This is a genomic window from Brevundimonas vesicularis, assembly GCF_014204545.1.
Taxonomy (GTDB): domain Bacteria; phylum Pseudomonadota; class Alphaproteobacteria; order Caulobacterales; family Caulobacteraceae; genus Brevundimonas; species Brevundimonas vesicularis_B.
Window position 1 is genome coordinate 495,415 of sequence record NZ_JACHLJ010000002.1, and the last position, 19,541, is coordinate 514,955.

The window sequence follows — 19,541 nt, forward strand, 5'->3', positions numbered from 1 at the left end:
GGTCCGGCGGGCTTCAGGCGATCAGGCGGCGACGCGGCGGACGGCGTCCACCAGCTTTGCGGGGTCGAACGGCTTGACGATCCAGCCGGTGGCGCCAGCGGCGCGGGCGCGCGCCTTCTTCTCGACGTCGCTCTCGGTCGTCAGCACCAGCACCGGGGTCGTGCGGTGGTTCGGATCGGCGCGGACGCCCTCGATGACGCCGAAGCCATCCATGCGCGGCATGTTGATGTCGGTGATGATGACATCGGCGCCCTTGGACGCCAGGGTCTCCAGACCGTCCACGCCGTCCACCGCCTGGATCACGGTATAGCCCGCGTCTTCCAGCGCCATCAGCAGCATGTCGCGCATGGTGCGTGAATCGTCGATCGTCAGAACGGTCTTGGTCATGCCAACGCCCCCTCGGTGTTGAAGTCCGGCGCGCCATAGGCCGCCCATTGTTCCGTCCAATATTGGGACACAGACCCTAAACTTAGGTTGACGCCGTCGGCCGCCCACGTCCTTCGCGCCGACAGCAGTATCTGAAGGCACAGGCCGCCCAGACGCTGAACCGCGGAGGCGTCCAAGACCACCGGATGACCGCGCAGGGCCAGCAGTTCCGCCTTCAGCGGCTCGGCCGCGTTAAGGTCCAGCATGTCGGACAGGATCAGGGTTTCAGTCATCAGAACTCCTCCCAACCGTCTTCGACGGCGGCGGCTTGAGGCCGGGGCGCGGCGCCGCCACGGCCGATGGTCTTCAGCGCGGCGACCATGTGGCTGGAGCGAGCAGCGGGCTTGGCGACGGGCGCAGGCGTGCGAACCGGCGCAGGCGCAGCGGCGCGCGGCGACGAGGCCGCGACGCGGAACTGGGCCACCGAGGCTTGCAGGCTCTCCGCCTCCTGGGCCAGCGAATGGCTGGCCGCCGTCGACTGCTCGACCATGGCCGCATTCTGCTGAGTGACCTGGTCCATCTGGTTCACGGCGGTGTTGACCTGGGCCAGGCCGACGGCCTGTTCCTGGGCCGAGGCCGCGATTTCGGTGACCAGGCTGTCGATCTCGGCGACCCGGTCCACGATGCGTTGCAGGGCCTCGCCGGTCTCGCCAACCAGTTTGACGCCCACACCGACCTGACCCGTCGAGGCCGAGATCAAAGTCTTGATCTCCTTGGCGGCTTCGGCCGAACGCTGGGCCAGTGCACGAACTTCGGAGGCGACCACCGCGAAGCCTCGACCGGCGTCGCCCGCTCGCGCGGCCTCGACGCCGGCGTTCAGGGCCAGAAGGTTGGTCTGGAAGGCGATCTCGTCGATGACGCCGATGATCTGGTTGATCTGGGATGACGAGCCTTCAATGGCGCTCATGGCCTGGACGGCGTCATGCACGATCACGCCGCTCTTTTCGGCGTCGCCACGTGCGGCCTGAACGACCTGCGAAGCTGCGCGGGCGCCAGAGGCGGTCTTGTTCACCGTGGCGGTGATTTCATCCAGTGCCGCGGCGGTCTGTTCCAGCGAGGCGGCCTGCTGTTCGGTGCGGCGCGACAGGTCGTCGGCGGCCTGCGAGATTTCGCCGGCGCCCGAGCGGATGCCAGAGACATTGTTGACCACGACCGAGACCGCCTGCTGCAGCCGGGAGATAGCGGCATTGAAGTCGGTCTTGAGCTGAGCGGACTTGGCGCTGAATTCGATGTCGATACGATGAGTCAGGTCGCCGTTCGACATAGCCGACAAACCTTGGCCCAAGGCCGCAACGGCCCGCGCGTCGTCTGCGGCTTCGCGCGCCTTTTCAGCCTCGCGTTCGGCGCGTTCCTGCTCGGACATAGAACGCTGCGACAGCGCATCTTTTTCGACGCGGACCTTCTCGATCGCGGCGTCGCGGAAGGCCACGATAGCCTGACCCATCTTGCCGAACTCATCCTTGCGCTCGGCGCTGGCGACCTTGATGTCGGTGTCGCCGGCCATCAGCTTTTGCATATAGCCGATCATCGTGAAGATCGGGCGCACGATGGAGCGCGTCGCGACAAAACCGGCGATGACGGCGATCACCAAGGCCGAGATCAGGCCCACGATCGTGCCGATCAGCGCGGTGCGGCTGGCGGCGGCCTGAGCTTCGGTCGAGGCCTTGCGCGCCACACCATTGGCGCTCTTGATCTGGTCGATCGTGTCTTCGATCGGCGCGACGTAGTTGTCGGCCGTTCCGTTGCGCCCGACCATCTGAACGGCCTGGGCCGCGCGACCGTCGCGCACCATCGCAGAACCGGCTTCAACGACATTCTTGTACCAGGTCGCATTGCCCTCCACGGCCTTGTCGATCAGGGCGGAGCGATCGGCGGGCAGTTCGCCGCGCAGCTCCTCCATGGCCGCCAGGAACTTGGCGCGGTGCGCGTCGATGCGTTCGATATAGTAGGGATCCTGAGACAGCAGGTAGCCACGCAAGGCGTTTTCCTGACGCGAGATATAGAACTCCGCCGTCGCGGTGGTGCGATTGATCTGATTTTCCGCCGTGCGAACCTCGCTGGCCTTCTCCAACTGAAGCAGACTGGCGATGACGACGGCGCCCATGACGGCGATCGCCGCCAAAACGAGACCAAAGGCCGCGAACAGCTTGCGGCCGACAGGCATATTTTCAATCAACTTCAACTCAGCATCCCCCGGTGGATCGGTAACTCAGAACGAATGGGTGGCGGTCGCAGCAGACCGGCCATGCGGTCGGCGACGCCCTGCTCCAAGGTCTTGCTCTTGCGTCGCTATCGACGTCGGCCGATCGGTCGAAGGTCTGTAAAAAGGTGGTGAGCGACGCATGGCGATCCTCGGAGCTGCGTCATTCTGCAGCTTAAGGATGAGGCGATGATTAATACCGAACCTGAGCCGGGTATTATGTAGGATTGCTTTGGAGAGTCGGCGGAAGGGCCCGAGAGGGCAAAGGCCTGGGCTCCAGCGTAATCCAACAACCCCACATACGTATTTTCACGTATCGAAAATACGTCTATGACAAAATGTCAGGAAAATGACCTGGCCGTTCAGGATTAGATCACGCTGCTATGAAATCTTGCATTCACCGTGCATATCTCCCGATTCATTCAGTATAGAATTATGAATTTCCGATCCATGACATGGTGGAGCGGGGTCTTGATCGCGTGCCTGGCTATCCTTGTGGCGACGCTGGTTCGTAGCGCGCTCGAACCGTTTGGAAACTTCTATTATCTGCCTCTGGTTCCGGCGGTGATTGTTACGGCTCTGCTGGCGCAAAGGGGGGCGGTCGTGCTCGCGATCCTGTTGGCCATCGGGGCCAATCTGTGGTTGGTGGATCGCGAAAGTACAGTTGATGCGGCGACCAACGCCGCGCTTTTCGCAGTCATCGCCTGGGTCATCGCCGAGGTCTGTCGTCGGCTGATCGACTCGTTGGAACAGGCTCGCGCCCTGACGCGCGATCTGGCGCTGCGCGAGATGCTGCTCGACACCATCGTGGCCACCACGCCGATCGTAACGCTGGACCGGGAAGGACGCACGCGCCGCGTAACGCCAGCCGCCGCCGATCTGCTGCGCGTGGATCGCGAGGCGGCGATGGCGCAGCCGTTCGCATCGCTGCTGCCCGGCTTCGACGACGCGGCCCTGGCGAAGGCTCGCCAGGGAGGCGAGGTTCTGGCTCCGTCCTCCAGCCCCTGGACAAGCCGGAACATAGATACACCCGGGCCGTCGCTGACGCTTCACGCCAATGTGCTCCCCGACGACATCGCCCCCGAACACATCGTTCTGACGCTGGGCGATCAAAGCCAGGCCGAGACGATCCGCAAGGGCGAACGCGACCTGAACGACAAGCTCAGCAGCGTCTGGCGTCTGAACTCGATGGGCGAAATGGCCGCAACCTTGGCCCACGAACTGAACCAGCCGCTGACCGCCGCCACCGTGTATTTGCATGCCGGCCAGGCCGAACTGACACGGCTGGGGCCGCCGGGGGAGCGGCCAGCCAGGACCATCGACCTGGCCAAGACCCAGTTGCTGCGCGCGGGAGACATCATCCGGCGCATGCGCGAACAGGTCGCCACAGGTTCGCAGTCCTTCACCGAGGAGCGGGCCTCGCTGATCGTCCTGGACCTGGCGCCGGTTTTCGCCCTGACGGGACAGGACACCGACACGACGATCGCTCTGGATGTGGAAGAAGACGACGATCAGGTTCTGGCCGACCGCATTCAAATTCAGCAGGCGCTGGCCAATCTAGTGCGCAACGCCGTGGACGCCGTCATCGGACGCGAGGGCGCGCACGTGACGGTGACCGGCCGGACGCTGGGCGCGGACGGCTATGAGATCGCGGTGTGCGACAATGGCGACGGCATCCCCGAAGACAGAATCGACAGCATCTTTCATCCGATGGCGACGACCAAGGCTGGCGGCATGGGTCTGGGGCTGTCGGTCACGCGTTCAATCGTCGAGAGCCACGGCGCGACTCTGGTCATCAGCCGAAATTCTCAAGGTGGAGCGACCTTCTCGTTTCGTCTGCCGCGTCCAACGGAGTCCGAAATCTGATGAGCCCGCACTCTGTTTTCATCATCGACGACGACCCCGCCATGCGCGACGCCCTGGTGCTGATGCTGCGCGGGGCCGGGTATCGGGCGCGCAGTTTCGTCAGCGCCGACGACTTCCTGACCAATCTGCCCGAAGACCGCAGCGCCTGTGTCATCACTGATGTGCGGATGCCGGGGCTTCAAGGTTCTGAGCTGGTCGGGCGCCTCAAAAGCCTGCGCGGCGACACCTGGCCGGTGATCGTCATCACGGGTCATGGGGAGGTGACGCTGGCGGTTGAGTTGATGAAGGCGGGCGTCGTGGATTTCGTCGAAAAGCCATTCGATCCGCAGCGAATGCTGGACGCGGTTTCCAGCTGCCTCGCCTCACTGACCAGTCTGGAGGCCGAGCGGATCGCGCGCGAGGACGCCAAGGCCCGACTGGACACCCTGACCCCGCGCGAGCGGCAGGTCTTCGACGCCCTGATCGACGGCTGCTCCAACAAGGAGATCGCCCAGCGGCTGGAGATCAGCCCGCGCACGGTGGAAATCTTTCGCGCCAAGGTGATGACGAAAATGCAGGCCGCGAACCTGTCCACCCTGGTCCGAATCGGAATGCGCGCCAGCGACGCTTGAGCCCGAAGAGATTCGTCGCCACCTTAGTCGCGACATGAGCGACCGGTCCGCAGGCCTCGCCCCGTCCCGCGTGACTGCGGTCCTGGGGCCCACCAACACCGGCAAGACCCATCTGGCGGTCGAGCGGATGCTGGGTCACGCCTCGGGCATGATCGGCCTGCCGCTGCGCCTGCTGGCCCGCGAGATCTATGAGCGGATCGTCAAGCAGCGCGGCGCGGCGGCCGTCGCCCTGATCACCGGCGAGGAAAAGATCGTCCCGCCGCGTCCGCACTATTTTGTCTGCACCGTCGAGGCCATGCCGCTGGAGCGATCGGTCGAGTTTCTGGCCATCGACGAAATCCAGCTGGTCGCCGACCCCGAACGCGGCCACGTCTTCACCCAGCGGCTGCTGCACGCGCGCGGCCGGTTCGAGACGATGTTCCTGGGCGCAGGCACCATGGAGCCCCTGATACGCCGCCTGGTCCCGGACGTGGAGATCGTGACGCGCGACCGGCTGTCCACCCTGTCCTATGCGGGCTCCAAGAAGCTGACCCGCCTGCCCCGCCGCAGCGCCATCGTCGCCTTCTCGACGGACCGGGTGTACGCCATCGCCGAACTGATCAGACGTCAGCGCGGCGGCGCGGCGGTGGTGATGGGCAGTCTGTCTCCCCGCACCCGCAACGCCCAGGTGGCCATGTATCAGTCGGGCGAGGTCGATTTCCTGGTCGCCACCGACGCCATCGGCATGGGGCTGAACATGGATGTGGACCATGTCGCCTTCGCGGGCCTGAGAAAGTTCGACGGGCGGCGCACCCGCTGGCTTTACGCCCATGAGATCGGCCAGATCGCCGGGCGGGCCGGCCGGCATCTGCGCGACGGCACCTTCGGCGTCACGGCCGAGGCGGAGGATCTGGACCCCGATCTGGTCGAACAGGTGGTCGAGCATCGGTTCGATCCCATCGAGGCGGCGGAGTGGCGGAACGCCCGGCTGGATTTCGACACACTGCCCGATCTGCTGCGCTCGCTGACGGTGACGCCCCAGCGATCGGGACTGAGCCTGACGGCGGAGGCGCTGGACGAGACCCTGCTGCGTCGCCTGATCAAGGATGAGGAGATCGCACGCGTGGGGCGCTCGCGCGGCGCAGTCATGCGTTTGTGGGAGGCGTGCCAGTTGCCCGACTTCCAGAAGACGACGCTGGATGAACACGCCCGGTTGGCCAAGGACGTCTTCCACGCCCTGACCGGCAAGCGGGGCCGGCTGACCGACGACTGGATGGCGCCACGCTTCGCCTTCGTGGATCGTGACGACGGTCAGATCGACCAGCTGTCGGCGCGGCTGTCGGCGGTGCGCACCCTGTCCTACATCGCCAACCGGCCGGATTGGGTTCACGACGCGCAAGCCTGGCGCGACAAGACCCGTGCGCTGGAGGACCGGTTGTCCGACGTGTTGCACGAGCGGCTGACCGCCCGGTTCGTGGATCGCCGAACCACCGCCCTGATGCGAGCGCTGAACGTGCGCGAAGACACGTTTGCAGGCGTCGCAGAAGACGGCGAGGTCACGGTCGAGGGCCAGGTCGTCGGCCAGCTGGAGGGCGTGCGCTTTCAGATGGAGAAGGGCTCTTCGGCCCTGGAAGACCGCACCCTGCGCCAGGCCGCCGTGCGTGCGGTGACGCCCGAGATCAATCGACGGCTGGGGCGTCTGGCGGCCGAGACCGACGACGGATTTTCGGTCACGCCGGACGGGGCGGTGCTGTGGCGCGGCGTGCTGACGGCGCAGATCAATGCGACGCCGCAGGGGGTCGATCCCTTTACGCCCTCCGTGCGCCTGCTGGGCGATCTGGGACCGACGCCCGCCCGCGAGCGCGCCCAGCGCCGGATCGAGGCGTGGCTGGCGGCGGAAGCGGGCCGTGCGCTGCGTGATCTGCGACGGCTGCGTCAGGCGGTGGAGTCGGGGACATTGAAGGGCCTTCCGCGCGGCATCGCTTTCCGTCTGATCGAGGCCGGCGGCGTGATCGACCGGCGCGAGGTCGAGCGCGATCTGGCCGCGCTCAGTCAGGTCGAGCGCCGCACGCTGCGCAGTTTCGCCATCCGCATCGGCGTGCATTCGGTGTGGCTGCCTGGTCTTCAGAAACCGCGCGGCCGCCATTTCGCCCAGGCCTTCGTCGCCGCGCCGCTGATCCCGGCGACGCCCGATCTGATCCCCGCGCCCGTGGAGCCGGCCTCGGCGCGTCTGTTGTCCGCACACGGATTGCGATTGGCGGGACGGTGGCTGGCGCCGGTCGAGACGCTGGAGAAGATGGCTGACCTCAGGACCGCCAATCACGGCCGGCTGTCCGACGAGGCCCTGACGGATCTGGGCTGGCGCGCCGATCAGGCCAAACAGATCATCGCCGCCCTGAAGGTCGAACGCGCCCGCTTGCCCGACAAGCCGGGCGCGGCGCCGAAGATCGTCAAGGACTCGCCCTTCGCCGCCCTCGCCGCCCTGACGGAGGCGCCGCCGGCCCGGCCCAAGCGTCGTCGTCCGCGTCGAAAGGCGAAGGCTTGAACGAGAACGCCTGCCGCATCGACATCTGGCTGTGGCGCGCGCGGTTCGTGAAGACGCGTGGCCTGGCGGCCGGTCTGGTGGAGCGGGGCGCGGTGCGGCTGACGCACCAGGGGCGCGAGACGCGGCTCGACAAGCCCAGCCGGTGCGTTCACGTCGGCGACCTGCTGACCTTCGCCCAGAACGGACGCGTCACCAGCCTGAAGATCGAGGGGCTGGGCGAAAGGCGCGGGCCTGCCGATGAGGCCCGCGCCCTTTACAAAACGATAGAACCCTGACGGGCTCAAGTAGCGCGATAGCCCTATTTCTGAATGACGAACTCGCCTTCGATGTGCAGCTTCACCTCGTCGGACACGGCCGGCAAGGCGTAGTTGATGCCGAAGTCCGAGCGTTTGATGGTGGCCTCGCCGTCGAAGCCAGCCTTGTAGGCGCCCATGACGGTTCCTGCGCCGTTGAACTCGACCTCGATGGTGACGGGCTTGGTCACGCCCTTGAGGGTCAGATCGCCGACCACGGTCGCCTCGTTGGCGTCATCGGCGTCGACCGTAACCGAGCGCGAGACGAAGGTCGCGGTCGGGTACTGGGCGGTGTCGAAGAAGTCGGCGGTCTGCAGGTGGGCCTTCAGACGGTCGTCGTTGGGCGCCACGTCGGTGAGCGGGATGGTCGCGGTCAGGGTCGAGGCCGACGGGTTGGCCGGGTCCAGCTTCAGCACGGCCTTCACGTTCACGAACTGGCCCGTATAGGTCGACAGGCCGAAGTGATTGACCGACCAGGTGATCTTGCCGTGGCTGGATTCCAGGTCGTAGTTCCCGGCGGTGACTTCGGCGGGGTTCTTGGTCAGGGCAGCCTGAGCCACCACCGCGCCGCCTGCGACGAGGCTGAGGGCGGCGGCGCCGGCGACGGCGTATTTCATGAAGGGGGTGCGCATGGGGAGTTCCTGTCGATGGGGCGGATATGCAATCAATACAGTTGCGATTAGACGCTGTTCTGTCAAGGCGCTGCGAATGGCTCTCGCCTTAAGCCGCGCTGTTGACAGTTGGTTGCGTGGCCGCCATGTCGCAGGCCTCCCGCCCACAGACCGACACCCGTTTTTCACCCAATGACCTACATCGTCACCGACGCCTGCGTGAAATGTAAGTTCATGGACTGCGTCGAGGTATGTCCGGTGGACTGCTTCTACGAGGGCGAGAACTTCCTGGTGATCGCGCCGGACGAATGCATCGATTGCGGCGTGTGCGAACCGGAATGCCCTGTCGACGCCATCGTGCCGGACACCGAGGACGAGCCCGACGGCAAATGGCTTCAGGTCAACGCCGAATACGCCAAGGTCTGGCCCAACATCACCGTCAAGGGCACGCCCCCCGCCGACCGCGAACAGTACGAGCGCGAAACCGGCAAATACGAGAAATACTTCAGCCCCAAGCCGGGCAAGGGTTCCTGATTTAAGGCTTGGCGGCGCTCAAGCCTTGCCGTGTTTGCACGTCCGCCCTGTGGACGTTTTGAAATTCCGCAGATTTGTGATAGGTTCTGTTTCATTGGATCGGGCGGTCCGCGAAATCTTCGCGCCGCCCGTGTTTGCGACAGAATCCCGCCCTAGACGGGATCGGCCAGAGGTTTGGTGATCCGTTTCCGCTTTTGACGTCCAACATCATCCCCTCCGACGGAGCGATCCGGCGGATGAGATCCTGTTTGCGTTTCCTGCGCCTTCGTTTCGCCCGGCCCTGACCGGGAAAGGACGATTATGACGAGCAAGACTGGTCTGGAGTTCAAGGTTGGCGACGCGGTCGTCTATCCGGCGCACGGCGTCGGCAAGGTGGCGGCGATCGAGACCCAGGAAGTCGCGGGTATGTCGCTGGAGGTCTACGTCGTGACCTTCGACCACGAGAAAATGACCCTGCGCGTCCCGACCAAGAAGGCCGTGACGGCCGGCCTGCGTTCGCTGGCCGCCGACGACGTCGTGACCAAGGCCCTGACCACCCTGAAGGGCCGCGCGCGCATCAAGCGCACCATGTGGTCGCGTCGCGCCCAGGAATACGAAGCCAAGATCAACTCGGGCGACCTGATTTCCATCGCCGAAGTGGTTCGCGATCTGCACCGCGCCGACACCCAGCCGGAACAGTCCTATTCGGAGCGCCAGCTCTATGAATCGGCCCTGGACCGCATGGCGCGCGAAGTCGCCGCCGCCAACAAGATCGACAAGGACGCCGCCGTCGAACTGCTCGCCAAGTCGCTCAGCGCCAAAAAGCCGATCCCGACCGCAGAAGCCGCCTAAGCTTCGAGTTTCGGACAAAGAAAAGGCCCCGGAGCGATCCGGGGCCTTTTTTGATGCGTCGCAGAGCCGGGGTCAGAAGTATTCGGCGTTGGCCGGGCACTGGGCGCTGATGCGGCGCGCGGTTATGCTGGCGGGGATATAGGGGGTGCCGCGCACGATCTGGGCGCCGCCACGGAAGCTGAAGCTGGTTTCCGTGTAGGTGCCGTTCAGGCGGACAGCGATGCGACGGCCCTTGCGATCCTGGCAGGTTCCCTCGAAGCGGGCGTTGCCGTTGCCGACCACGCGGGTCGGATAGGTGCAGCGCCACTTGTTGGTCGACAGGCCCCCGAAGAATCGGTTGATCTCGCTGGGCCGCACGCACTTCTGCTCAGTGTCGCGCTGGCCCACCGCGCTGGTGGTGTATTCCCAGTAGCCTGGCAGGACTTCGGACTGAGCCGCGGTCTGGGCCGGAGCGATGGCGGGCGAGGCCAGCATGAAGCCGCCGGCCATCACCGGGGCCAGGACGGCGAGCGCGCGCTTGGGCAGACGGTCGATCAAGGACGGACGGGACATGGAAGCCTTCTGTTCTGCTTGGGTCTCTTTTGAGGTCGTCATCATATGGGCCATACAGGGCGGCATTTGAATGACGGCTGAACGAGGTGTGGGGACGATAGGCCCAGACTCGGGTTGACGCCGAACCGCCTCTTCCCTTATACGGCCCCCTCTCGCGCGGGCTGGTTCCCGCGCGCAACTGTTTCATGCGTCCTCTCCCACGCTCGGGCTGGACGCCGCACCTTAAGGATCTGACGATGTCGCGTCGTTGCGAACTCACCGGTATCGGCCCCATGGTCGGCCACAACGTGAGCCACTCGAACATCAAGACCAAGCGCCGCTTCCTGCCGTCGCTGAAGACGGTCAAGGTCACGTCGGAAGCCTTGGGCCAGACGTTCAGCCTGCGCATTTCGAACGCCGCGCTGCGCACCCTGGACTACAAGGGCGGCCTGGACGTCTTCATCGTCAAGGCCCGCGACGAGCAGCTGTCGATCGCCGCTCAGCGCATCAAGCGCCAGATTCGCGCCAAGCTGGCCGAACAAGCCGCCGCCTGATCGGCGACCGCGATATAGAGTTCTGGAAGAGGCCGGTGGAAACACCGGCCTTTTTCTTTGCGCCATTGCCTGCTCGCGCTAGCCTGTCGCCTCAGACGGGGGACGGTTCATGCGCATCAAGATTTTGCTTTTGGCCGCGTCCAGCGCGCTGACCCTGTCGGCCTGCGCCACCGTCGCCCAGCCGGCGCCGACGCCGCGCGAATCGACCGCCTTCACCCTGGCCACCGATCAGCCGCTGACGCCGGAACAGCAGGCGATGCAGTTCGACAAGGCCGATTTGTCGATCAAGGTCCTGCCCGACGACAAGGCTATCGACGCGGTCGCCGTGCTGGACTTCACAGCCAAGGCGCCCCTGACCGCTCTGGTCGTCGAGCTGGATGCGCTGCTGACCATTTCCTCGGTCCAGATCGACGGGGTCGAGGTCGCCGTCGATCGCTGGTCCAACCCCGAAGGCCGGCTGACGGTGCAACTGCCCGAGACCCTGGCCACGGGCCGGTCGGTGGCTCTGCGCGTCGCCTACGCCGGCCAGCCGCGCGTGGCGCCCCGTGCGCCGTGGGACGGCGGCTTCGTCTGGTCCACCGCGCCGTCGGGCGAGCCATGGATCGCCACGGCGGTTCAGGGCGAGGGCTGCGACATCTTCTGGCCCTGCATCGACAGCCCGCACGGCGAACCGGGCCGGGTCGATCTGCACATCACTGTGCCATCCGCCCTGTCGGCGCCGTCCAATGGCCGCTTCCTGGGTAAGGTCGATCACGGCGACGGCTGGACCACTTGGAACTGGTCGGCGAAATCGCCCAACACCTATGCCATCGCGCTGAACGTCGGGCCCTATGAAGAGGTGTCGGGCGATTACGCCAGCCGGTTCGGCAACACGATCCCGATGCGCTACTGGCATCTGAAATCGGACACCCCCGAACAGGTCCAGGGCCTGTTCGCCCAGTTCCCAAAGATGCTGGACTTCTTCGAAGCCGCCGTCGGCCCCTTCCCCTTCGGCGACGAGAAGATGGGGGTGGTCGAGACCCCGCACCTGGGCATGGAGCACCAGACGATCAACGCCTATGGCAACGGCTACAAGATCGACGGCCGGGGCTATGACTGGCTGTTGCAGCACGAGTTCGCCCACGAATGGTTCGGCAATCAGCTGACCAATCAGAACGCCGACGACATGTGGCTGCACGAGGGATTGGGGTCATACATGCAGCCGCTCTATGCCCGCTGGCTGGTGGGCGACCGCTACATGCAGCGCGAACTGGCCAATCAGCGCGAGGGTCTGATCAACAAATATCCCGTCGTCTCGGGCACATCCAAGACCGAAGACGAGATCTACAAAGGCGACGTTGGGCCGGGGCTCGACATCTACAACAAGGGTTCGCTGATAAGCCATTCGCTGCGGATGCTGATCGGCGACGCCGCCTTCCATCAGGCGGTCACGCGTCTGGTCTATGGCCGACCCGACCCCCGGCCGGGCAATTTCGCGCCGCTGTACCGGTCCACTGGCGACTTCTTGGCGATCATCAACGACGTCACGGGCCAGGACTATGGCTGGTTCTTCCGCGGCTATCTGTACAACGCCGCCCTGCCGATGCTCACCCAGACCCGCGACGGCGGTGTGCTGAAGCTGGAGTGGACGACGGGCGACGGCGGCGTCTTCCCCATGCCGCTGGAGGTCGAGATCGACGGGCGCGTTCAGACTGTCGTCATGACCGGCGGGCGCGGCCAGATCGCGGCCCCGGCCGGCGCCCATGTGCTGATCGATCCGCAGAATAAGGTGCTGCGCCAGATGGACGTGATCGACGAGCTTCAGGCCTATAAGGCGGCGCAGAAGCCGAAGTAGCGACGGTTCAGGCCGCCGCCACCGTCACTGACTGCTGAACCATCTGACAGCGCTCCTGCGTCGTCAGGAAGGCGATGTCCGCCGCATCGCGCCCGCAGGCGATCCGCACCAGACCTTCGACCGGCGCCAGGCCCGTCGGGTCGACCAGCCACCAGCCATTGTCCAGCCAGACCTCGAAGATGGCGTGGAAGTCGGGCGGGCTGAGTTGGTGGGCGAAGGCGCTGACCGCGCGCGCAGGAATGCCCGACGCGCGGCACAGCGTCATGCCCAGATGGGTGAAGTCGCGGCACACGCCGGCCCGGTCGATGAAGGTGCGCGCCGCTGTGGTTTCGGTGTCCGACACGCCGTGCTCGTAATCGACGTTCTCGCTGATCCAGTTCAGGATCGCGAGCACGCGCGCACCGCCCGCCGTGTCGCCGAACTCGCGCGTCACGAAGCGGCCGAACTGGTCCGACGGGCAATAGCGGCTGGGCTGGAGATAGGGCAGGACCTCGGCGGGCAGCTCGCCCCAGTCATGCTGGGACACGCTGGGGGGCAGCCCCTTCAGCACGCCGTTCTCGACCACCGCCTCATAGGTCAGCTTGACCTCGCCCTCGACATGGCAACGCAGGGTGCGGGCGCCGAAGTCGATGTCCTCGTCCTCGTGGAAATCGACCGGCGGGTCGAAGGTCAGGGTTTCTTCCAGAATGTCCTGACCCGGCCAGTGGGCGACCTGGATCTTGTAGATGGCGTCCGTCGGCGGATCGAAACGATAGACGAGTTCGGCGCGGACGCGCAGTTTCATGAAAATCTGCCGATCAAGGGGGAAGAGAAGGTTGCTGGTGAACGCCGCGCGGTCGGGGCCGTTCCGTGGCGGTCCGCGCCTTCTGGCCCGTGCAAATCGACAAGACAAGACAGTGTGTTAATCTGAGCCCCATGATCGCTTCCCCTGCCCTTCTCGCTCTTCGGGAAGCCACCGCCTCAGCCCACGAAACCCTGGAAGTCCAGGCTCGGATCGAGCCGCGTCTGTCGGACCCCGCCACGCGTGGGGCGACCGTGGCGGCCTTTCACCGCTTCCATGCCGGACTGGAGCCGCTCAGCCATCCGCTGGTGGCGGCGTTGAACGCCGACCTCAACGCAGGTTTCGAACCACGATCACGCGCGGACGGGATCGCCCAGGACCTGACGATACTGGGCCAGCGCGTTCCCTCGCCCGCGCGTCCGGCCGCGCCCGCCTCGGCTGGCGAAGCCTTGGGCTGGGTCTATGTGGCCGAAGGGTCGATGCTGGGCGGTCGGATCATTCGACGCCGACTGACCGCCGAAGGTCGCGATCTGGACGGCCTCGGCTTTCTGGATCCCTACGGCGAAGAAACCGGCGCACGCTGGCGCGTCTTCATGGATCTGCTGGACCGGGCCTGTGCAAGCGGCCACACCACGATCGATCAGGTGGTGAAGGGCGGGGTCGATGGCTTCGCCTTCGCCCACCGCACCTTGCAACCCCAGCCGCAGGAGGCCGCGGCATGACCGAGACGCTCGACCTGGCCGACGCCGCGCTCAACGAGTGTGATCGCGAGCCGATCCACATTCCTCAATCGATCCAGCCGCACGGCTTCATGCTGGTGCTGGATCTGCAATCCCTGACCATCCGGCAGGGCGCGGGCGCCATCGAGGAGCTGACCGGCCGTAAGGTCTGGATCGACCGCACCGTCGCCGACGTGCTGGGCGACGTCGCCGACCGGGCCGTGCGCGCCATGGCCGCGCATCAGGAGGCCGGCTTCGCCTGTCGCTGGCGCGCGACCAATCGTCTGGAATACGACGTCGTGGTGCACCGCGCGCCGGGCACGACCGCTGGCGCGATCAACGATCTGATGATCATCGAGGTCGAACAAAGCTCGCAGCAGGCCCGGCTCGGCGTCGATCTGATCGCCAGTCTGGACGCCGCCGGCGCCGCGCTGGAACGGGCGGTGACGATCCAGACGGTGTGCGAGCGGGCGGCGGACGCCTTCCGGCGCCTGACCGGCTTCGACCGGGTAATGATCTATCGCTTCCAGGACGACGAGGCGGGTCAGGTCGTCGCCGAAAGCCGCGCCGATGGGTCCGGCTCCTTCCTGAACCACCATTTCCCTGCGACAGACATCCCGCAGCAGGCGCGCGCCCTTTATCTGCGCAATCCCGTGCGGGTCATTCCCGACAGCCGCTATACGCCCCAGCCCCTGCGCCCCATCGCGCCTGGCGAGGCGCCGCTGGACATGAGCGACAGCGGCCTGCGCTCGGTGTCGCCGATCCATCTGCAATATCTACGCAACATGGACGTTCGGGCCTCGGCCTCGGTGTCGATCATCGTCGATGACGCCCTGTGGGGTCTCGTGGCCTGTCACAACGCCTCGCCCAAGCTGCTGCCTTATGAGCTGCGCGTGGGTTGCACGGCTCTGGCCCGCAATCTGGCGCGACAGCTGAAATCCCGGAGCGACGCCGACCTCTATCGCGAGCGCACGCGCCTGCGTCGGATGGAGGACGAACTGCTCTTGCGGCTGTCGCCGGATCGGCCGATGCGAGAGGCGCTGGGTGAAAAAGCCGACGCCCTGATGCAGCTGACCAGCGCGGACGGTCTGGCCATCGTCAGCGACGGGGATGTCCAGACCTTCGGCCACACGCCGCCCGAAGACGGCGTACGCGCCATCGCCGCCTGGGTTGCGGAACGGCCGGGCCTGCGCCCTGTTTCGTCGCATCACCTGTCCTCGATCCTACCGGGCGCTGAGGCGTGGAAGACGCATGCCAGCGGCCTGCTGGCGGTGACCCTGCAGCTGGAGCAGCCCGTGTCGTTGCTGTGGTTCCGCTCGGAGGTGCTGGAAACGGTGCGCTGGGCCGGCAATCCGGCGACGGCGGAGAAGACCGGACCCAACGCCATTCTGACGCCCCGCGCGTCGTTCGAAAGCTGGTCGGACACCGTCTCGGGCCGTGCGCACCGGTGGGGCCCCGCCGCGGTCGAATCCGCCGCGCGGCTGAGGGACGCGCTGGCCGACTACGCCGCAGTCCATCAGATCCGCCGGCTGAACCGATCGCTGCAGGACCGCCTGTCCGAGCGCGACCTGCGGCTGGAGCAGCAGCAGTATCTGATCCGCGAGGTGAACCACCGGGTTCAGAACAGCCTGACGCTGGTGTCCAGCTTCCTGGGCCTTCAGGCGCGAGAACAGGCGGGCGGCTCGGCCGCGACCGCGCTGAACGAGGCGCGCCGTCGCGTGCGCGCCGTGTCCGCCGTCCACAGTCGGCTGTATCTGAGCGATCAGGTCACCACTATCGATATGAGCCGCTATATCGGCGAGCTGATCGGCGATCTGGGCTCCAGCATGGGGCCGGACTGGGTCGCTGCCTTGGAGACGGATCTGGACCCCGTCTGCATCGAACCAGGGCGCGCCATCACCATCGGCCTGATCCTGACCGAACTGATCATCAACGCCCAGAAATACGCCTATGGCGGCAAGCCCGGCCCGCTTTGCATTCGCTTCGACGAAGACAAGGCTTTCTTCCGCATGACGGTGGAGGACGAGGGTGCCGGCGGGCATCTGGCCGGCAAGGGTTTCGGCTCGATGATGATCAAGAGCCTGGTCGGTCAGCTGGACGGGACGATCGACTATCGCGACCGCGCGCCGGGCCTTAGCGTCGTGCTGCGGGCGCGGATCGACCCACTCGTTTGAGGTCAAGGCAGACGGCCTCTGTGGCGTCAGGTCGCAGGGCGTCGTAAGAGCCGGGCCATGTCCGCCCTGGCCTTTCGCCCTTCCTCGCGCACCTTCGCGCTGATCGTTCTGCTGATCGCCGCCAGCGTGTTGGGCCTGGCGCCCATTCTGGTGCGGTTGACCGAGACGGGGCCGGCGGCGGCGGGGTTCTGGCGGTTCCTGTTCGCCCTGCCCCTCCTAACCATCCTGGCGTCGCGCGAGCCGGGCGGCGTCGGCGCGCCGTCGAAATGGGCGCTGCTGGCGGGCCTGTTCTTCGCCCTGGACCTCAGCTTCTGGCACTACGGCATCGTCATGACCTCGGTCGCCAACGCCACGGTGCTGTGCAACCTGACGCCGGTTGTCGTGACCCTCTTCGGCTGGTTCGTACTGAAGGAGCGGCCGCACCGGCTGTTCATCCTGGCCCTGGCCCTGGCCATGGGCGGCGCCTTCGCCATGGCGGCGGGCGCTGATGGCGGCCAAGGGACCAATCCGATGCTGGGCGACCTGTTCTCCCTGTCGGTGGCGGTCTGGTACTCGGGCTATTTTCTGGCGGTGCAGGCGGCGCGGCGCACGGCCGGCGCGATGCGGGTGACCTTCTGGGCGACCCTGCTGGGCGCGCCTCTGCTGTTGATCGTCGCCCTGGCGCTGGGCGAGGCTGTCATCCCCGCCGGACCGGCGGGCTGGGCCGCCTGCGTGGCCATGGGCGTGATGCACGTCTTCGGACAAGGCGGCGTGGCCTGGGCGCTGGGCAAACTGCCGGCATCGGTCACAGCCGTGACCATCCTGATCCAGCCGGTTGTCGCGGGCCTGCTGGGCTGGTGGATCTTCGGCGAGACCCTGACGCCGGTTCAGGCCCTGGGCGGCGCCCTGGTGCTGGGCGCCATCGTCCTGGCGCAGCGGTCGCAGAGGGCGAAGCCCGACGGGCTCAAGTAGCGCGAAGCGCGGTAGCCCACAAAACAAAACGGGCGCGGGAGAAACTCCCGCGCCCGCCTCTAAGCCTTGAAGGCTGGATCGACTTAAAGAACCTTGAGGTCGATCGCCGAAGTCTTGCCGCGCTGGTTTTCCAGCTCGTACTCGACCTTGGCGTTCTCATCGAGGCCCTGAAGTCCGGCCTTCTGAACGGCGGTGACGTGAACGAACACGTCGGAGCCGCCGCTATCGGGCTGGATGAAGCCGTAGCCCTTGGTGGGGTTGAACCACTTGACCGTGCCGGTCGCCATGTCTGCGTCTCCGTAAACGCGCTTTTCCAGGCGGATCCCCCTCGAGGTGACCCGACAATCCATCTGGACAGCTCGTTCAGGCGAAGGAGCGAAACGCGGGTTTGGACCCCACGCGAAATCCGGACTGCAGCGATGTTGTCACCCGGCTTTTCCAGACGGTCAACAGCAAAGCGAGTCGCACCGGACGCATTCAAGCTTAACGACAGAGGCCCCGCGCGGCCCCGTCGATGTGCAGATGGTTGGCGTGGGCAGCGTTGTAGTCGGGCGTCAACACCGTCGAGAACAGCTGGCAGGCCCCGTCGCGCAAGGCGTGCAAGAAGCGGCCGCCCGGCTCACCCGCCGGCCCGTCGCCGCGCCAATCGTTCAGAACGCTGACGGTCCGACCGTCCTTTAAGGTCACCGCTGCGACATCCAGCGCATTGGCCTTGGCGTGTTCGCTGGGCCGCTCGGTCTCGTCCTGCGAGCCGTAGATGCGGCGGCACGAATAGGTTCCGTAGTTCTCCACCCGCGCGGGGGCCGAGCCCAGAATGTCGCGCGAGGCCGGGCGCAGCACCTGTCGATCCCAGATGACGTAGCGGACCGCCAGCGGGCACTGCATCACGACATCGGCCGGCGCCAGCGGCGTCACCTCGCCGCCCGTGATCCGCACCGCCCCGCGCACCACGCAGAAGCCGCCGTCGTCGCGGTCGGGCGCGCGTTCGACCTGAACACCCGCATTGCGCAGCGCCTGCATACAGGCCTCTGTCGCGCCCTCCACGGCCTCGGGCGTGGCGGCGGTCGGCACATCGAAGGCGGCGACCTTTGCGGTGGTCGCGCGGCCCAGCGGACGATCCAGGTCCAGCGGCTTCCACGGCAGGTCCTGGGGCGGGGCGAAGGCGTTCAGCAACGCAAAGCCGGCGCAGACCAGCAGCGCCAGCTCCCACACCAGATTCCACATGTCCGCCAGATCGCGCTTCATTCGGCCCCTCGCAGGCCGGACGGGCCCGGCGCCTTAACGCCCAGCTTCGCAGTCGGCTCCCTCGCCCTTGCTCTCTGCCGGCCCTCGGCCCACTCTCTTGCCATGGGAAAGAAATCCGACGCCTATGACGCCGAGCTGGAGCAGATTCAGCTGGCCATCGTCCAGACCCAGGCCTGGAGCATCGAGCATGGCTCGCGCGTGGTCATCGTGCTGGAGGGGCGCGACACCGCCGGCAAGGACGGCGCGATCAAGCGCCTGACCGAACATATGTCTCCGCGCCAGACCCGCGTCATCGCCCTGCCCAAGCCCAGCGACCGCGAGACCAGCCAGTGGTATTTCCAGCGCTATGTCCCGCACCTGCCGGCGGCGGGCGAGACGGTGATCTTCAACCGGTCCTGGTACAACCGCGCCGGGGTCGAGCCGGTCATGGGTTATTGCACGCCCGAGCAGTACGCCCAGTTCATGACGGACGCGCCGCGCTTCGAGCGGATGCTGACCGACGACGGGATCATCCTGATCAAGATCTGGCTGGATATCTCGCGCAAGGAGCAGGCCAAGCGGCTCAAGGAACGCCGCGAGGATCCGTTGAAGAAGTTCAAGCTGTCGTCGCTGGACGCCGAGGCCGAAGCGCGGTTCGACGCCTATTCCGACGCCCGCGACCGGATGCTGGACGAGACCGACCGCGACTACGCGCCGTGGACCGTCGTGGCCACCGACGACAAGAAGACGGCTCGGCTGAATATCGGCCGCTACATCCTGTCGGTGCTGAGCCACACCAGCATCGACATCAAGAAGCCGGATCCCGACGTGGTCTTCAGCGCCGGAAAGGCCAAGGGCAAGCTGGCGCGCTAAGGGC

The 19,541-nt window shown here is 66.1% G+C and carries 20 protein-coding genes; 12 read left to right on the top strand and 8 right to left on the bottom strand.

Going from position 1 to position 19,541, the window contains the following annotated elements; translation table 11 throughout:
- Positions 1-21: 21 nt before the first annotated feature.
- From HNP47_RS10590 to HNP47_RS10600, 3 genes are read right to left on the bottom strand one after another with little or no spacing between them, the layout of a single operon-like run.
- Positions 22-387 (bottom strand): response regulator, encoded by a 366-nt coding sequence (locus tag HNP47_RS10590; RefSeq protein WP_039246220.1) that lies wholly within the window; start codon positions 385-387, stop codon positions 22-24.
- Positions 384-659 (bottom strand): STAS domain-containing protein, encoded by a 276-nt coding sequence (locus HNP47_RS10595; RefSeq protein ID WP_184279529.1) that lies wholly within the window; start codon positions 657-659, stop codon positions 384-386. Before HNP47_RS10595 ends, HNP47_RS10590 begins: the two co-directional genes overlap by 4 nt.
- Positions 659-2,590, bottom strand: a complete 1,932-nt coding sequence (locus HNP47_RS10600; protein ID WP_184279741.1) for a methyl-accepting chemotaxis protein — start codon at positions 2,588-2,590, stop codon at positions 659-661. The genes HNP47_RS10595 and HNP47_RS10600 overlap by 1 nt, the downstream gene beginning before the upstream one ends.
- A 507-nt stretch (positions 2,591-3,097) precedes the next feature.
- Here HNP47_RS10600 and HNP47_RS10605 point away from each other — a divergent pair.
- From HNP47_RS10605 to HNP47_RS10620, 4 genes are read left to right on the top strand one after another with little or no spacing between them, the layout of a single operon-like run.
- Positions 3,098-4,492, top strand: coding sequence for a nitrogen regulation protein NR(II) (locus HNP47_RS10605; protein ID WP_260394787.1), 1,395 nt, complete (start codon positions 3,098-3,100; stop codon positions 4,490-4,492).
- Positions 4,492-5,103 (top strand): response regulator FixJ, encoded by a 612-nt coding sequence (gene fixJ, locus HNP47_RS10610; protein WP_184279530.1) that lies wholly within the window; start codon positions 4,492-4,494, stop codon positions 5,101-5,103. Before HNP47_RS10605 ends, fixJ begins: the two co-directional genes overlap by 1 nt.
- 34 nt (positions 5,104-5,137) lie before the next feature.
- A complete protein-coding gene (locus HNP47_RS10615) occupies positions 5,138-7,627 on the top strand; it encodes a helicase-related protein (RefSeq protein ID WP_184279531.1) in 2,490 nt (829 codons plus the stop codon).
- On the top strand, positions 7,624-7,902 hold the full coding sequence (locus tag HNP47_RS10620) for an RNA-binding S4 domain-containing protein (protein ID WP_184279532.1): 279 nt from the start codon (positions 7,624-7,626) through the stop codon (positions 7,900-7,902). The genes HNP47_RS10615 and HNP47_RS10620 overlap by 4 nt, the downstream gene beginning before the upstream one ends.
- Positions 7,903-7,925: 23 nt before the next feature.
- Here HNP47_RS10620 and HNP47_RS10625 read toward each other — a convergent pair whose 3' ends face one another.
- Positions 7,926-8,552 (bottom strand): YceI family protein, encoded by a 627-nt coding sequence (locus HNP47_RS10625; protein ID WP_184279533.1) that lies wholly within the window; start codon positions 8,550-8,552, stop codon positions 7,926-7,928.
- Between the two features lie 171 nt (positions 8,553-8,723).
- Here HNP47_RS10625 and fdxA point away from each other — a divergent pair, with 171 nt between their 5' ends.
- Both fdxA and HNP47_RS10635 read left to right on the top strand, forming a co-directional pair.
- The gene (fdxA, locus tag HNP47_RS10630) at positions 8,724-9,065 is read left to right on the top strand and encodes a ferredoxin FdxA (protein WP_017505910.1); all 342 of its coding nucleotides are present in this window, start codon (positions 8,724-8,726) and stop codon (positions 9,063-9,065) included.
- Between the two features lie 300 nt (positions 9,066-9,365).
- Positions 9,366-9,896, top strand: a complete 531-nt coding sequence (locus tag HNP47_RS10635) for a CarD family transcriptional regulator (protein ID WP_055753908.1) — start codon at positions 9,366-9,368, stop codon at positions 9,894-9,896.
- A 72-nt stretch (positions 9,897-9,968) separates the two neighbouring features.
- On the opposite strand, the gene HNP47_RS10640 is transcribed toward HNP47_RS10635, so the two are convergent.
- Complete coding sequence (locus HNP47_RS10640) at positions 9,969-10,448, bottom strand: DUF3617 family protein (protein WP_038294089.1); 480 nt, start codon at positions 10,446-10,448, stop codon at positions 9,969-9,971.
- Between the two features lie 236 nt (positions 10,449-10,684).
- On the opposite strand from HNP47_RS10640, the gene rpmB reads away from it, so the two are divergent.
- On the top strand, positions 10,685-10,981 hold the full coding sequence (gene rpmB, locus HNP47_RS10645; RefSeq protein ID WP_026108540.1) for a 50S ribosomal protein L28: 297 nt from the start codon (positions 10,685-10,687) through the stop codon (positions 10,979-10,981).
- Between the two features lie 109 nt (positions 10,982-11,090).
- Positions 11,091-12,815 (top strand): M1 family metallopeptidase, encoded by a 1,725-nt coding sequence (locus HNP47_RS10650; protein ID WP_184279534.1) that lies wholly within the window; start codon positions 11,091-11,093, stop codon positions 12,813-12,815.
- Between the two features lie 7 nt (positions 12,816-12,822).
- Here HNP47_RS10650 and HNP47_RS10655 read toward each other — a convergent pair whose 3' ends face one another.
- Positions 12,823-13,599, bottom strand: coding sequence for a transglutaminase family protein (locus tag HNP47_RS10655; protein ID WP_184279535.1), 777 nt, complete (start codon positions 13,597-13,599; stop codon positions 12,823-12,825).
- A 131-nt stretch (positions 13,600-13,730) separates the two neighbouring features.
- Between HNP47_RS10655 and HNP47_RS10660 the strand changes: the two genes are divergently transcribed.
- The 3 genes from HNP47_RS10660 to HNP47_RS10670 are packed head-to-tail and all read left to right on the top strand — an operon-like array spanning position 13,731 to position 17,440.
- Entirely contained in the window at positions 13,731-14,318 is a 588-nt protein-coding gene (locus tag HNP47_RS10660; protein ID WP_184279536.1) for a biliverdin-producing heme oxygenase, read from the top strand.
- Positions 14,315-16,489, top strand: coding sequence for a histidine kinase dimerization/phosphoacceptor domain -containing protein (locus tag HNP47_RS10665; RefSeq protein WP_184279537.1), 2,175 nt, complete (start codon positions 14,315-14,317; stop codon positions 16,487-16,489). The genes HNP47_RS10660 and HNP47_RS10665 overlap by 4 nt, the downstream gene beginning before the upstream one ends.
- A 57-nt stretch (positions 16,490-16,546) precedes the next feature.
- Positions 16,547-17,440 (top strand): DMT family transporter, encoded by an 894-nt coding sequence (locus HNP47_RS10670; RefSeq protein ID WP_184279538.1) that lies wholly within the window; start codon positions 16,547-16,549, stop codon positions 17,438-17,440.
- An 83-nt stretch (positions 17,441-17,523) separates the two neighbouring features.
- On the opposite strand, the gene HNP47_RS10675 is transcribed toward HNP47_RS10670, so the two are convergent.
- Together HNP47_RS10675 and HNP47_RS10680 are read right to left on the bottom strand one after the other, a co-directional pair.
- Complete coding sequence (locus HNP47_RS10675) at positions 17,524-17,727, bottom strand: cold-shock protein (protein ID WP_017505920.1); 204 nt, start codon at positions 17,725-17,727, stop codon at positions 17,524-17,526.
- A gap of 196 nt (positions 17,728-17,923) precedes the next feature.
- Complete coding sequence (locus HNP47_RS10680; RefSeq protein ID WP_153923337.1) at positions 17,924-18,685, bottom strand: extensin family protein; 762 nt, start codon at positions 18,683-18,685, stop codon at positions 17,924-17,926.
- A gap of 102 nt (positions 18,686-18,787) precedes the next feature.
- Here HNP47_RS10680 and ppk2 point away from each other — a divergent pair, with 102 nt between their 5' ends.
- Positions 18,788-19,537: a polyphosphate kinase 2 gene (gene ppk2, locus HNP47_RS10685; RefSeq protein WP_055753901.1), complete on the top strand. Its 750-nt coding sequence runs from the start codon at positions 18,788-18,790 to the stop codon at positions 19,535-19,537.
- Positions 19,538-19,541 lie beyond the last annotated feature (4 nt).